General features: G+C 44.4%; 13 protein-coding genes. 1 reads left to right on the top strand and 12 read right to left on the bottom strand.

Features of this window, described 5'->3' with window-relative positions; genetic code table 11:
- Positions 1-97: 97 nt before the first annotated feature.
- The 9 genes from PN499_RS21995 to PN499_RS21955 form a co-directional block, all read right to left on the bottom strand.
- Entirely contained in the window at positions 98-3,526 is a 3,429-nt protein-coding gene (locus PN499_RS21995; protein WP_272034622.1) for a DEAD/DEAH box helicase family protein, read from the bottom strand.
- Between the two features lie 4 nt (positions 3,527-3,530).
- Positions 3,531-5,621 (bottom strand): GmrSD restriction endonuclease domain-containing protein, encoded by a 2,091-nt coding sequence (locus PN499_RS21990; RefSeq protein WP_272034620.1) that lies wholly within the window; start codon positions 5,619-5,621, stop codon positions 3,531-3,533.
- A 26-nt stretch (positions 5,622-5,647) separates the two neighbouring features.
- On the bottom strand, positions 5,648-6,481 hold the full coding sequence (locus PN499_RS21985; protein ID WP_272034618.1) for a hypothetical protein: 834 nt from the start codon (positions 6,479-6,481) through the stop codon (positions 5,648-5,650).
- Positions 6,482-6,483: 2 nt separating this feature from the next.
- On the bottom strand, positions 6,484-7,707 hold the full coding sequence (locus tag PN499_RS21980; protein ID WP_272034616.1) for a restriction endonuclease subunit S: 1,224 nt from the start codon (positions 7,705-7,707) through the stop codon (positions 6,484-6,486).
- A complete protein-coding gene (locus PN499_RS21975; RefSeq protein ID WP_272034614.1) occupies positions 7,704-8,069 on the bottom strand; it encodes a hypothetical protein in 366 nt (121 codons plus the stop codon). The genes PN499_RS21980 and PN499_RS21975 overlap by 4 nt, the downstream gene beginning before the upstream one ends.
- Positions 8,066-9,079, bottom strand: coding sequence for a type I restriction-modification system subunit M (locus tag PN499_RS21970; protein ID WP_272034612.1), 1,014 nt, complete (start codon positions 9,077-9,079; stop codon positions 8,066-8,068). The genes PN499_RS21975 and PN499_RS21970 overlap by 4 nt, the downstream gene beginning before the upstream one ends.
- A 219-nt stretch (positions 9,080-9,298) precedes the next feature.
- The gene (locus PN499_RS21965) at positions 9,299-9,535 is read right to left on the bottom strand and encodes a hypothetical protein (protein ID WP_272034610.1); all 237 of its coding nucleotides are present in this window, start codon (positions 9,533-9,535) and stop codon (positions 9,299-9,301) included.
- 60 nt (positions 9,536-9,595) lie between these two features.
- On the bottom strand, positions 9,596-10,717 hold the full coding sequence (locus tag PN499_RS21960) for a ParB/RepB/Spo0J family partition protein (protein WP_272034608.1): 1,122 nt from the start codon (positions 10,715-10,717) through the stop codon (positions 9,596-9,598).
- The gene (locus PN499_RS21955; RefSeq protein WP_272034607.1) at positions 10,717-11,517 is read right to left on the bottom strand and encodes a ParA family protein; all 801 of its coding nucleotides are present in this window, start codon (positions 11,515-11,517) and stop codon (positions 10,717-10,719) included. The genes PN499_RS21960 and PN499_RS21955 overlap by 1 nt, the downstream gene beginning before the upstream one ends.
- 320 nt (positions 11,518-11,837) lie before the next feature.
- On the opposite strand from PN499_RS21955, the gene PN499_RS21950 reads away from it, so the two are divergent.
- Positions 11,838-12,710 carry a DNA/RNA non-specific endonuclease gene (locus PN499_RS21950; RefSeq protein WP_272034605.1) on the top strand — a complete coding sequence of 291 codons (873 nt, stop codon included), beginning with the start codon at positions 11,838-11,840 and terminating at the stop codon, positions 12,708-12,710.
- A gap of 2 nt (positions 12,711-12,712) precedes the next feature.
- Here PN499_RS21950 and PN499_RS21945 read toward each other — a convergent pair whose 3' ends face one another.
- The 3 genes from PN499_RS21945 to PN499_RS21935 all read right to left on the bottom strand — a co-directional run bounded on the left by PN499_RS21945 (position 12,713) and on the right by PN499_RS21935 (position 14,658).
- Positions 12,713-12,883 (bottom strand): LysM peptidoglycan-binding domain-containing protein, encoded by a 171-nt coding sequence (locus PN499_RS21945; RefSeq protein WP_272034603.1) that lies wholly within the window; start codon positions 12,881-12,883, stop codon positions 12,713-12,715.
- Between the two features lie 81 nt (positions 12,884-12,964).
- Positions 12,965-13,360: a nuclease A inhibitor family protein gene (locus PN499_RS21940; protein ID WP_272034601.1), complete on the bottom strand. Its 396-nt coding sequence runs from the start codon at positions 13,358-13,360 to the stop codon at positions 12,965-12,967.
- 437 nt (positions 13,361-13,797) lie between these two features.
- Positions 13,798-14,658 (bottom strand): GAF domain-containing protein, encoded by an 861-nt coding sequence (locus PN499_RS21935; protein WP_272034599.1) that lies wholly within the window; start codon positions 14,656-14,658, stop codon positions 13,798-13,800.
- Positions 14,659-15,088: the final 430 nt, after the last annotated feature.

Here is a 15,088-nt window from a genome sequence, read left to right as displayed (position 1 = left end):
TTTTCCCGTTTTGGCACGGTGATGCCTATCTCGGCTTATGGCATAATTGGGCTTCAGACAAGATTATTTGTAACGCCCCAGGTTTTACTGCTGTGCCTTATGCAGCAGCCCGTGTAGAAACTTCTTCAAGAATAGAAAATAATTCATCTAGCTGAGTCGAAGTAAATAATCCGTCTGGCCCCTGTGGCGTAATGTCGGTAAATGGGGATTCATAGAGGATTGCTGCATCCATTGCGCCATGTGCGGTTAGATAATCCACAATCATATTCACAAATTCAATCTGATTGGAGTTAAGATTTTTACCAGATATAAACTTAGCTAATTCCTGTTTGGCTACCTCCCGCTCTAGTCCAACTAAGGAGCGAACAAACAAACCTAACCCATGCGATTCTTCTTTAGCACGAACTATATCCTCCTCAACCCCTAATTTGTTCTCTAGCAGTATCTTCTCTAGTTCAGATAGATCCGATGCAGTGAGTTGTTTGTTAGTTCGTAGCTTGAAAATAACCACATAATCTTGATGCGATCGCAAAAAAGCCCTGGCTTTAGCACGGAACTTCTCAAAGTTATCTAATGCTGTAAAACCAGGCATCTCTACTATTATCTCATCCCCCATTACATCCTCAAAGTCGGTGTAAATAGGTTGGCGTTTTTGTTTCTCAATTAACTTTATTAACCCCCGTAAGCGTTTGCGTAATACCTCCAGCATTGGTAAGGTAACATCTTGCCACCAGTCATCGGTTTGTACATCCTGAATCAGGGCTAACTGTTCTTGTACGAAAGGGATTGCTGATTTTTCTTCTAGTAACCCAGCAATTGACTTCACTTGTTCTTGCAAACGCTTAAACGTAGAGTCAGAGCGCAGGATTGCTAATTGTAACTTCAGCATCAGAACATCAAATCTTTTTATTTCTTCTGTTTCTGTTTCCAATTGGGAGGGCAAACCAGCTATTTCTTGACTAAGTTCCAGAAAATCATCGAGCGATAACGATGCCCATGCTGCGGAATTAGCATATTTCTCTACGAATCGTTGTTTAGGTCGCACTATGAAGTTTTCAGTATTCATAGCTGCAACTTCTGTATTAAGTAAATTGGCTAGTTCCTGGCGCAATTCTGCATCGGTAGTGGGTTCTTCTGAGGCAGCTTGATAGTCTTGAAGCTTGTTCAGATTTGCTTGACTTATTGACTGATTTTCAGGTATTTTTTTATCTAGCTCTCCGATTAATTCTAATCGAGCGGTAAACAATTGCTGACCCAAGGATTTAGTTATGGGTGCATTAATAGTCTCTGAGTTCTGTTGAAAATACTCTAAATTTTGGCAATAATCAAACAGGTAAAAAAATTGTTTATCTTGCCCCAGTCCAAATAGGTCAGGGCATAGCCTCGTACCTCGTCCTATCATCTGCCAGAACTTAGTTTTGGAGCGAACAATTTTGAACAGCACCAGATTAACTACCTCTGGCACGTCAATCCCTGTGTCGAGCATATCCACTGAGATTGCGATATGAGGTTCTTTATCTTTTTGGGAAAAGTTATCAATCAAGCTTTGAGCATAGGTGGTTTTGAAGGTAATAACGCGGGCAAATTCACCCTTAAAGTGTGGGTAGTTGGTGTTAAATCGTTCAGCAATAAAATCGGCATGATCTTGGTTTTTAGCAAAGATAATGGTTTTGCCCAAGCGATCGCCCCCAGCAACCTTTAACCCCCTAGTCATCAGATGCTCTAGTACCTTATCCACGGTATCTTTATTGAATAACCACTTGTTGACTGCTTCTGCTTCTACGCGCTCAGGGGCATTACCTTCTGTGTCCCATTCAAGCGCATCCCATTCTTCTCTTTCGGATTCAGAGAGTTCACCATAATTAATGCCTTGTCGCTGAAACTTAAGCGGCACTGATACTGCTTTCAGGGGGACTAGATAACCATCGTTTACGGCATCTTCAAGCGAGTAAGCATCGGTAGGTACGCCATTCTCTAAGTCAAAAAGTCCGTAAGTGTTGCGGTCAATTTCATCCTTTGGTGTAGCGGTTAGCCCTAGCAGGACAGAATCAAAGTAGTTGAAAATTGTGCGGTATTTCTGAAAAACAGATCGGTGAGCCTCATCAATAATAATTAGGTCAAAATGCCCTACGCCAAAACGACGCTGACCGTCGCGGGTATCATTAATTAATCCCATCATGGTTGGATAGGTGCAAGCAAATACTCGTCCTTCAGTATCTTTTTCTGTGACTAAGTTTACTGGCGCGGCATCGGGGAGATGTTTCTTAAATACATTGATTGCCTGATTTACCAAAGCTACACGATCTGCTAGAAATAGAACCCGTTTAGCCCAGTTACAACGCATCAGCAGATCGACTAAGGCGATCGCGGTTCTGGTTTTGCCTGCACCAGTCGCCATGACTATCAGGGCTTTGCGGTCTTTATCAGTCTCTAAGGCTTCCGTAATGTGACGGATGGCACGAGTTTGATAATAGCGTTCGGCAATGCTAGGGTTAATGGTGCCTGCTGCTAAAGATTTGCGGGTAGTCCGGCGCTGTGTAAGTAATTCTAATTCAGTTTTTTTATAAAATCCCTGCACCTGTCGCGGTGGGTAATTAGTATCATCCCACAGCCAATGTTCGTAACCATTGGAGTAGAAAATAATCGGACGTTGATTGAATTGCGTTTCTAAACAATCGGCATATAATTTAGCCTGTTGTTGCCCGGTGCGGGGGTCGTTTCGGGTACGTTTAGCTTCTACAACTGCCAGAGGTTTACCATCATCGCCCCAGAGGATATAATCAACAAAACCTTGACCTGATAAATTGGGCATCCCTGTAACCGGAAACTCCCGATCGCGTTGTTGATCTAAGTTCCATCCGGCTTCTTTTAACAAAAGGTCTATAAAAATATCGCGGGTTTTTGCTTCAGAATAATCGTGGGTATCTGGCTGGGTGATACTGGCTTTTTTGACTGCTGCCAATTCTGCCCGTAGTTGTTTCAGTTCTTCATCAATTGCGTTTTTGTCTGCTAGAAGTATTGAGAGCTTTTCATCGCGATCTCGTAGTTGAGTTTCTAGTTTCTGAAGTTGTTCAATGGTTTGCTTAGGAACTGGTGCAGTCTTGGGCAATGCGTCAGAGTTGAAGGTAAGCCCCGCATTTGGTTTGCTGCTGCGTCCATAGGTGTGTGCTAACCAGTATGTAACGTGAAACAACTCCCGGACTGCATTTATAGCATCATTAATAGAGATAGGTTTGGCGCTGTGGACTGCCTGATTTCCTAGTTTGATAATGACTCTTGTTTTGTTAAATATTGCTTCACCTACTAAGTTTTTAAAAGTAGGTTCGTGAATCAAGGCGCTTAGGTTATCTTGATAAGGCAGTTCTAGGGAATTATCGTATTTATATAACCAATTTACGGTTAACTCCAAAGTTCGACGGGCATAAAAGCAGGCAGTACGAGGGTCGGGATGTACTGCATCAACTGCTTTCTTGGCGGATTCATAAATTGTAGGGAATTCAGCTTGGAGGAAAGCAAAGTTATTCATTGGACTACTCTATGCCTCCCATCTGTCTTTCAAGTGACTGTCGCACCAACCCTATCACATAAGGCAACTCATCAAGCGATGCCAGACCAACCTCTACATCACCATTACCCCAGCGCCCTACACTCGATACATCTTTGCAAAGGCCTTTGGGATCATTGATTTCGGGAAATGGCATATTTAACGAGATGCGTAACCGTTTGGCTTGCGGTACTATATCCACAAAGTTGGACTCTGCTTTGTAGGCAACGTAAAGCTTGAGAAATTCCTCGGTCACGCAGTCATCAAGTGCAAGAACTTCTTTCCTGAATACTTTAAACACCTCTGCCATTGGCCCCGAAACCAAATATGGGTGATCTGCTATGGTATAGCCTTGTTGGGCGGGCTTGGATTTATAGCACTCAAGCACGCTGGTTTCTAGTTTAGGGGCTGCCCAGACATCGAGAGCTATGGTAGAAAGTCGGTCTGCCCGTTGCCGGATAGCATCTTCATCCCACTGTTCTACCATTCCAAGCCCCTGATTTAGCTTCAGTGGACTTTCTTTAAAGCCTCCTGGCATATCACGCTTTTGAGCAAATGTTTTGTCACTGTATTCCGAATTGTATCCAGTAAGAGTCAGGTTGCCGATGGTGTGTAGGTAAGTCTGCTGAATTCGCTGCCACTCTACGCCCAGTGCTGTCTTCCAGGCTGAAGAAAGGTTTTCGTTCTGGGGCAGAATGTGTTCGATGGTGTACTCGTCCACCAACACTTGTTCCTTGCGCTTGTGATTTTCCAGGCGACGCATCCAGTAACTGCGACTGCGGAATTTGTAGAGGTCTTTGGTTTGCAGTTCGCGCTTAAACTCCTCATCGTTGGGAAAGCGCCGATATGATTGCAATAGAAGCAAGTAAGCTTGAATGCTTTCGATGTAGCGATCTTTCTTAACAGCTTTTGTGAGGGTGGCGTAAGTTTTGTTTTGCGAGTTATTAGGGATGGCACAGATGGCACGACGGAATATATAGGATTCAACCAGCCGTACTGCTGTCAGAAAGTCCGCCTTGGGAAAATCACCCGAAGCATAATCGTGATAAAGCTCCAAGAGGAAGGGGTAAGCTACATCCACCTTCAACTCTCGCAGGTCTTGGAAGGCTAATCTAAGGTCAGGGTCTGGTTCAGCGCCCAATGTCATGGCGCAGTAGTAACGGGCAAACGTGCGAAGATCAGCTACCATTGGCTCCACCCCTCCCTTAGCTACATTCGGCGATCGGGCATGAGCTTTGAATGCTTCATAAACTTCTCCCTGATTAGGAATATTACCAGTTTTCACTGTTAAAAAATGGCGCATGAAGCTGTCGAAGTGTGTACCATAAGCCTCTTGTCCAAACTCTACTTCCATAGGTCGCCAATATTGCTCATAAAGCTTAGTCTGGAGCTGAGGTTCCAGTCCCATGAGGATGTAGTTACGGATTAGATCGGCTTGACTTAGCTCGCGACCAGTGGAGTTCATACTCTCGAAAATGAGTTGTGGATTGTCCTGATCTCGGCTAAGGGCAACATCTACAACTAACAGTTTTGCTAGTCCTTTGCATATAGTCGTTAGCTTATCCTTAGAATCTTTAATCAACGAGTCGAAAAGTTTTAAGTTTTCTGTCACGCGGATGGAATAGTCTTTGGGTTGCTCGGATTTATTGAGAATGGCTATAAGTGAATCTTTATCAGTTTGCGAAAGAATCAGTTTGAAGTGCTGTTCTCCATCTTCTTCAGGGTTAAGTAAATAATAGTTTCGTAATTTGCGCTGTGAAAAACCTTCTACTGGCTCAGTATCATCAAGGGCATTAGCCAGTGCTGTAATTAATAATGTAACTGTTGTGAGGCGTTGCTGTCCGTCAATTACCAGTAGTGGTGACTGGCTTGATACTTGGTAAAGTCCTTTTTCGATGTAGACAATAGAGCCAACGAAGTGAGCAGTAATGTCATCGTTGGAGCCAGTACGCAGGATGTCCTCCCACAACTGTCGGCATTCCTTTTCTGTCCACGAGTAGGTACGCTGGTAAATGGGGATAACGAACTGCGGGGACTTCTTGATAAAGGCGAGTAGCTTGGCTTCGGTGGCTTTCATGTTATAATTCTCCTCGGTAAACAATATCAGCGTTGATTTGGTCTGTCAGATAGGGTAAAACCAGCAAGAAGAATAGACACTGCTACCATGTCACGCATTTCAATATCCCTAATTACACCCTTAGAATTGCTTCCATGCCTGATTCCAGGATAGTCAGAGGCAAATCCATATATCCTTTTCAAGGATTCCTTTAATGCGCCATGTGGCCAAGTTCCAACCTGATCGCAGATGTCGCCCAAAGTTGTTTTGTTTACCCCTGGATAGCGTGCGCCCATCGCCTCCATCAGATTGATTTGTTTCTGAATACAAGTTTTAATTCTAGTATCTGAGCATTCAATCCGAAGATCGCGGATTGCGCTCTCGAAGTCTTTCATAAGGCTATTGAGGTGAGCATCTTGCGTGGTCGCTGTTTTGATGTCACGCATGAGATTTGCAAATATCCCAGAAAGTGTTGGGTGAAGAAAGCAAGGCCGTCTCAAGTCATAACGCAGGCTGTACTTATTTATAAAGGCATTAACTAAATTGAAATAGCGGTTGGCAAGTAAATCGCCTCCCAAATCTTCTACGACCTGATAGGCACGCTCAAAGAACTTCACAAGAAACCGTTCGCCACATAAGCTGCTAGACTTTGTTTTCATAAACACCTTTTTCGCCTGTGCTGGATCACTGACGATTTCCGCAAATCTTTTCTCAGCCAATACTTTTTCATCGCTCGTCTGATTCGGTGGGATAATGAATACCTTAACTAACTCTCGGTAAAGCTCGATAAACAGGTCATCAGGTGCTTTGGTATGTCGGGCAAGTTTGCTCCATATTTCCCGCCAAGATTCAGACCAAACTCCAATGAATTCTCCACGCATGGCTATAACTCTCCTCGGAATGCACGATGTTGGAGGGAGGCGAAGAGGGCATCAAGTTCTGACAGTGAGGCGCGGTGTGCTGCTTTGAGTTTTTCTACAGCTTCGACGCGACGGGCAAATTCGTTTTGCAAATCAATCGGTGGAAGCATTAGAAGGACTTTTGCAAGATTTCCCTGATTAATACCTGATATGGTTGATTGGGTAACAAACGGGAAAATGAACCGTTCACGCACATACGGATTCAAGATGTAATAAAACAAGTAGAGAATTTTTACTTTTTCAGGGTTTGGTGTAATCCGTATCAGCGATGATTCAAAAATTAATGGCTCATTTGAGGAGGGTATTAGACAAGGTTTTACAGACCCCTCATAGTTTAGGGAGCGTCTAGCAATTATTAGGTCTGTGTTCGACAGCTTGTATTTTTCTATATCTTGCTGAGAACAAACCACACGCTTCAAATTGCCACGCTTAACGATACCCTCAAATGCGTCGCTCATGTGAATCATTTCAACGCCACCTTCATTACAGTAAGCTTCTTTTGGAAAGTAAGCACCATTTTGAAATGAGCGAGATATCACATTTTCAAGAGGTAAAAAAGGAAACTTGAACGGATTAGTAACTGGATTGCCGAACATCTCTAGGAAGACGGCTTGGGTGAGGGTGTCGAGTTGTGCGATCGCCTCCCGACGTTTAGACCTGAGTTCTTCCGCGAGATCGAGTATTTCTGCAATGCGTTGCTGTTCATGCAAGTCTGGTAAATGAAACTTTACTTGCCGTATTTCAGAAAGTGGTTTGACATTTTTTATGGCGGAACCGCCCGCACTTCCAAATAGACGGGATTGAAGATCGGGAGTCTCAAGCAACATCTTGAGAAATCGGGGAGATACAAGGTTTGACTTCGGGCGAATTCGCAATAGAGCCTGATTTATTATTCCTGGCTTTGCAGTTGGCGGAACGACCGCCACACGACCTAAAGTTCCTGAACAGCTCACAATCAAATCTCCTGGTTCCACAGCGAAACTCTTTAATTCCCTATATCGAGTCTCAGTAATGAAGTAAGAGCCACTGTCAAAGTCGCCGTAAATAGCGTGTTTTTGCTCATAAATTTTGTATCCGTCAGAAACAAAGGAATCCTTCTTTATGGCTCCACCAAAAGGCCCTCGCTTGAGACCATGTGACCCATTAACGGTTACGTCTTCCAATGTGACAGTTTCCCATCTACTCACTTCAGCAGCCCCTCCAATTGCTTCATCCCCTGCTGAATTTCCGCCTCTAACTTTACCAAATTAGCGAGGATGTCTTTAGGTGTGCGATGTTCCACTTCTTCATGCACCACTTCCTTGTAACGATTCAGACTGAGGTCATACCCCTGAGTCGCAATATCAACCTTGGGTACACAGAAACTCTGAGCCGTGCGGAGTCGCTCTCGTTCTGTAGTATTCCGCAGTTGCCAACGACTCAACACATCCGGCAGATTATTCTTAGTATGTTCCTCTGCTGTTAACTGAGTAGCAGGCACAGCACCTAATTTTTCATCAGAAAGCAAAGGGGTTCTTTTATCGTCCAAACTCAACCCGTCAGCATTCACATTGTAGAACCAAAAAGCACCCCATCCGGCACAATTACCGCCGCCCGTCCCCCAGGCTTGAGCAATCTCAAAAACAGAGCCAGAAATAGCAATTCAGTTTTCTTAGTTTTGACGATCGCCTGCAAATCTTTAGCCGTGTTCTCATAGTCTAACGAACCAGCAAAAGGCGGATTAGCGAGGACAAGGCTATAAGATTCTTCATCATCAGAATGTTCCTGTGCCAGCGAATCCTGATAGCGCACATCCGGGTTTTCTACTCCATGCAAAAGCATATTCATACTGCCAATCCGCAGCATGGTATTGTCAAAATCGAACCCGTGAAACATCTGATGGTGGAAATGTTGCTTCATCTTGGTATCGCGCAGAATTTCCGGGTGATGCGATCGCAGATATTCATTAGCAGCCACCAGAAAACCGCAAGTCCCACTAGCTGGATCGCAAATCACATCGCCTGGGCTGGGTGCAGTCAGTTCCACCATCAACTGAATAATGTGGCGCGGCGTGCGAAACTGTCCGTTTTGTCCAGCCGAGGCAATCTTGCCCAACATATATTCGTAAAGGTCGCCTTTAGTGTCCCTGTCTTCCATCGGTACACCATCCAGCAAATCCACCACTTTAGAAAGCAGGGCCGGTGTCGGAATTGTGAAGCGGGCATCCTTCATGTGGTGCGCGTAAGTCGAACCATCGCCTCCCAAAGTCCGCAGGAAAGGGAAAACATGATCGTTGACGACCTCAAACATCTCCTTCGCTGCAAAGTGCTTGAACCTCGACCAACGCAAATCATCGTAGGAGCGTTTTTTGATATCTTCCCCTTCTGGGAAAATCCGGCGTTCCATTGGGCGCTTGAGCCGGTTAGCTTTGTTTTCTTCCAGAGTATGTAAATCGTCGAGACGACGCAGAAACAGCAGATAAGTAATCTGCTCGATGACTTCGAGGGGATTGGAAATACCTCCCGACCAGAAGGCATCCCAGATTTTATCTATTTGACTTTTGATTTCCCCAGATATCATATTGCGCTTTCTTGTCCCATAGATAATTCTAAAAATTTGGGCGATTATCAGTTTAGCTTGGATATGGTTTTGGTGGAGATACGCAGCCCAAATCTATCTACTGCTTGTAATTCAATTAAAATCTTTGCGATCGAAGGCTGCTGAGTCTATGCAAGTAAGGGGAACAGCCGGAATACTGACAAAATAGAATACGATGTAAAGTTTAACAAAGAAGCTTGGTTATACCTCATTAGGGGAGGGGAGAATCTCGAAAAATCCCTGCTCCTCTCTGCAATGCGGACAAGTAACGATCGCATCTTCGGCAACTCTAAACTCTTCTGCTTCGATTCCACAGAGCGATTTGTCCATTATCCAGAAATGTTTGAGGCTATCTCCCTTCAAGTGAACAACTCCTGTGAAAATTAGGTCAGTTGCTTTTTCCCACATAATTTTTGAGACAATGGTTTTGATATACATTTTGCCACAGTTTTTGACAGTATTTAGGATTTTGGTAGTTTGAGTCTGTTACAAAAACGGTTAATTAAGAATATCATTAATATGTGAGAGTTTCTGCTGTAAAGCTTGGCGCAATTGTACAAGTTGTTCTGAGTTAGCAGAAGCCATCACCGTTGGTGATAATTTCTCTACATCTCTGAGAAGGGCTGTTACTTGTTTGGATTCCGTCGATTCCTTGGATTCATCTGATTTGAGGTATTTAGCTTTAATTTGAGCTATCAGTTCGCGAGTCTTTGCCACCGATAAATCGTTCTCAACCACTTGGTTAGTTGCTTCAATCCTCTCCTTCGTGGCCTGACGCTCTGAAGTTTTTAAAGTTTTAGCAGATAAAACCGTCAGCGCCAGGGCGTGTGCTCCTTTCAATCCTTGCTCTCGAATTGCTGCTTTCAAATCCTTGGGCATGGACAACATCGGCATCAAGTTAGCCTTTACTGAAGCCGGATTTAAAGCCAAATCCAATAAAGCTAACAGCAATTTTTCCTCTGTTTCACTGACTCCCAATCGTTTCACTCCCTCCTGCTGTTCCTCTGTCGCAGCCGTTACTAGGGCAGTCAGTTGATTAGCTAGCCCTGAACGTTCCAAACGGCGCAACACTGTTGAGAGCACTGTAGGAATTTCTTCACTATCAATTCCCGTATTCGCAGCAATTTCTTTGACAATTGCCTCAGCTTTGTCCAATGAGTTGAGGTCTTCGTGGTGGATGAAAGTTAATAGTGCTTTGCGGTGCAAATCCGGGGGCATGGGCGCACTGACAGCCCGTAGCGTTTTCCAGCCTAAGATTTTGGCTGCTTCAAAGCGGCGCTGCCCGTCCCAGAGGAGATAGCGATCGCCCTGGGGGATGACTATCAGCGGTACAATTTGTCCGTCTTTTTCCATACTCCGCGCCAGGGTTTGGATGCTTTCTTGGGTAATGGTTTGTCGAGGTTGATAGGGATTTGGGTCAATCTGCTCTACAGCAATCTCTTGTTCGCCCGACTGTGCTAAAAGCTGCTCTCGCAAAGTGGCGATTTGTTGCTCCAATTCTGGAGATTGAGCTACTCGCAACTTTTCCACTTCTGCTTGCAATGAGGCAATGCGATCTGCTTGTTCAGTTGCTTGATAAGCGCCGGAGAAGCGATCGCCAATTTTAGGAAGCTTTGCCATTATGCTTGTCCTTCCTGAGCTAAGGTAACAATATCATTGACAATGGCTTTGAAATCCTTACAAGCTGGGTGAGCAGGGCGATATTTGGATAAAGGCAAGCCGTTGGCGCTGCAATTTTTGAACTCGGCTGAATCTCGAATTTGTGGGTACAATTTCACATGAAGCTTGGCTGCAATTTCAGGAAGTTCTTGCAAATACTGGCGATGGATGGCTCGGCTTTTGTCGTACAAGCTGGGTACTAATCCCAAAATAGGTGGGCGTGGTTCCAACATTAAATCTTCAGCCGTTCCAATGAGCCATTGCACTAAGTCTGCTACTCCTGACACCGATTTCATCTCTAGTTGAATAGGAACTAACAATCCTGTGCTGGCTGCGATCGCATTCTCGCAGATGATTCCTAGCGTGGCGGGGCAATCCAAAATTATTAGGTCGTGAGGGAGAGGATGGGCTTTCAATCTGTCTGCTAAAACATACTCTCCGCGTCTGCGAATCACTAGGTCGCCTGCTAGTTGTGCCATACTCGGATGCCCTTGGCACATTTCGATACTGGGATTATCCCAAACGGATACCAGCGGCCACTTGCCATCAAAGTCTTTAGCAAGCACCTGAACGATGCTGTTTTCTGCGTTTGCAGCAGGCAAGCCACAAAATACATCTAACGAGCGCTGTGGATCTAAATCCAAAATCGCTACTTTCACCCCTCGCTGGCTGACTTCTTGAGCTAAATGCACGGCTAGCGTTGACTTGCCTACACCTCCTGCATTTGCTAAGATTCCTATAACAACTTTGTGTTTACGCATTATTCACTCACTGACTGTCGGATTTCAATATACGACGAACAGAGGCATCTCAACAAAAACGCTGGTATATTGACTGTCGAATTTTAATATACGACAAACGAGGTTACTTAAACAAGAACCGTGACATTGACTGTCGGATTTTGATATGCGACAAGAGGAAGGCTAAGGCGAATTATTGGTGAGTGCCGATGAAGCTAGCGTTTTATTGCACTTAACGAGCCTTACATAAATATTTTAAGTAATTCAGCAACGTTATCTCATCTCAGTTCTCAGCTCAATGCCATAATGACAGACAAGAAATGAGCAAGGGAGTGGAAAGGATGAGGAAGAATTATCAATGGGGAGCGATCGCTTTGATTGCAGGATTTCTAAGTGGTTGCTTACCTCAGATAGCTCCTCAGCCTTTACCACCATCCCCACCTCCTCAAGTTGCACCACAAAAGCCCGCAGCCGCAGCAACCAACAACCCTAACTTGCTGCTGGGCAATCCCAGCAATGCCGCTCCTAATATCGCGAGCAGCGCTAACAATTACCTGATGGTGAAGTCTCAGTACACCATGAGCTACAACAACAAAACTCACACTGCCAATTGGGTTTCGTGGCAACTGAATCGCTCTTGGATTGGAAATGCTGACCGTCAAGACAATTTCCGCCCTGATGATTCCTTACCGACTGGGTGGTATCGAGTCCGGCCTGGCGACTACACGGGCAGTGGCTACGACCGGGGACACATTGCACCAAGCGCTGACCGTACTCGCAACGAGGTGGATAACTCAGCCACGTTTTTTATGTCGAATATGATGCCGCAAGTCCCAGAACTTAATCGCGGCGTGTGGGGTGACTTAGAGGATTACTGCCGTCAATTGGTTAGTCAAGGCAAAGAGCTTTACCTTGTTGCCGGGCCGGTGGGGAGTAAAGGCAGTATTGGAAAAACTCAAAAGATCGCCGTGCCTGGAAAAACTTGGAAAGTGATTGTAGTGTTAGACCAGCCGGGATTAGGATTAAAAGGAGTCACCGCAGGCACACGGGCGATCGCGGTGATGATGCCCAACGATGCCAGCGTCAAAGGCAAAGGGTGGAAAAGTTTTCGAGTTTCGGTGAAGCAAATCGAACGCGAGACGGGGTTAAATTTCTTGTCCAATGTCCCGCCACAGGTTCAGCAATCTGTTGAAAATAAGGTTGACAGTCAGTAAAACTATTTGTCAGGAATGGTTAATTGCTGTCCGGGTTCAATTAAATCCGGGTTGTCTCCAATCACTGCTTGATTCGCTTGGTAAATCTTTTCCCATTCGTTGCCGTCGCCGTAAAACTGTTCGGCAATACCGTAAAGCGTATCGCCTTCTTTGACTGTATAAGATTGAGCCATACATTCCTCTGGGTTGATTAAAGCTGCTTAAGTTTCACTATTTGCTCAAGCTTTTTTCTCTACCTTGAGACTGAAAAACTGTTATGTTTCTACTACCTGAGTTGACAGCCCCGCCAAATCGCCAGCGGGAGTCACGCCGACAATGTAAGCATCAACAGTGCGCTGACCTACTCGGTAAACCTGCAACTGCGATAGGTTCTCCTTGAGTACCTTGACCAATTGCCGGAACCGCTGCACTGTTTCCCGTTCCTCTTCCTCATGCCAGTCTTCCGTCTTTGTTGCGGTCGCAAAGAATTTGTCAATGTCCACCACCTGCACGGGGGCGTTAGGTGGGTGGTCAGTCAGTTGTAAAAGTTGCGCCGGGGTGAGTTGACCGTCGCCTTTCCAGTAGACCGCCTCGAAGGGCGCGTCAGATTCACTGGGGAAGAGCAGACCTTTGGAAGCTTGGGTGAGTTGGGTGGTGATGTTGTCGGTCATGGTGGGAAAAGGTTTTATTTCAGCTTACCTGTCCATCAGACAAACTGAATAGAAACGATGAAAAGTGCAACAGCGCTACGACTTAGCCCGTAAGCAATCTGTGTGCGATCGCATAGATGCACAGACGCGATAGATGTTAATCTTGACATCCTTATTTTTTCCTTATGTCGCCATAATTATGACCTCCTGCCCCCTAAAACTTGAATGCCCCCTCATTCCATGCCCCAACGTGGAGGAATGCAAACGAGTCACATTTTCCATTACGCTTGACCAGTTGGAATCTGTTGATACACCAGAATCTCTACAAGAATACAATAATCCCTACTCTCTTGATGCTGAAGCCAATTGGTGCCCGTATGGGACAAAGTTTATTAATGGGGAATTGGTAATTATTAGTGAATAAGGAATAAATCTCTAATAATTTAGCGATCTGTACTTTATTCTTCTACTGTAAATCGGTTAATCACTGTTGCAATTTGTTGATTTAATTTCTTTAGGAAGGCCTCATCATCATCACTAAAGCTATTTTGCCAACATTCGGGGGCTTCCGGCCAGTTTTGGGGATTGTAAGGTGGAAACTGCCCCGGCTTGATTTTATTCGTTAACAACACAGCGCCAATCATGTTTCCATCGGTGTTAAAAATTGGCATTCCCAATAAATTACAAGACCGATATCCAATCTTTTTATCTGTTTCACTCATATTTTCATTTCCGGGATGGTCATACAAATCAAAAGGAATATTAAGAGTTTTTTGAGACTCTATAATTTTCCCAGGTAATCCAGAACTCTGTGGCATTCTTACTTCTTGGATTTTATTGGAAATGAAGATTTTTGTCCATAAATGCTGATGGGAATTGTCCCGTACCCAGACAATAGCGCGATCGCAGTTTAGTAACAATTTCAACCGTTCTTGTATCTTAATATGAGCCTCGTCTAAGTTCTCTAACCAATCTATATAGCCGAGAGGGGACTTAAGATATTTCTGATAGCCCCGCAATAACAAGCTTCCCAAATCATCCGGGTGGGCACTGGCTCCCATCTCAACCAAATTCTGAACGAGTGGCGGATGCTTCCACAAATTCCAATTATTTCTCAGCCACAATCCTAAAGTAAAATGATAATCCCAAATAAAATCCTCCAGCAATTTGAGTTTCAAGACCACTGGCAGCATTTTGTCCAACTCGGTAATCGCTTCCTCAAAAGTGGCAGGAATATAAACCCCTGTCGGTGAGCTGGAGTCGGGAGTGGCGTTAATTCGATAGCTTTCATTGGTTTCTGGTGCGGGATTCTCGTTCATCTGAGAGATTTTCAGAAGTTTGTTAAAAGTTTAACTGCTTTAAGGGAGCTAATTTAAGTTTCATCATTAACTATTGTTAAGTTTAGCAAAATATTTAGTCTAAATTTTCTTGATTTTTGTAATTCCCAAAAAATAACGATCGCTGCCAAAGTTTGCTCTATGGTTATGCGATCGTTCTAGTTTTTATTCAATTAATTGACTTACGAATAAGTCGAAAGTTGAGGAGTGGGATGATCAGGTATTCGGCTTTCAGTTTCCATTAATTTGACTTACGAATAAGTCGAAAGATTCGGGTTGAAAGGAAAAGGTCAACAGGTTCAAGTTTCCATTAATTTGACTTACGAATAAGTCGAAAGCCTGGTGAGTTTAGATCTTTTTCTGCCACAAATAGCCTGTTTCCATTAATTTGACTTACGAATAAGTCGAAAGC

This window comes from Kamptonema animale CS-326 (genome assembly GCF_028330895.1).
GTDB lineage: Bacteria > Cyanobacteriota > Cyanobacteriia > Cyanobacteriales > Microcoleaceae > Kamptonema > Kamptonema formosum.
This window is presented reverse-complemented; position numbering and strand designations above follow the sequence as displayed.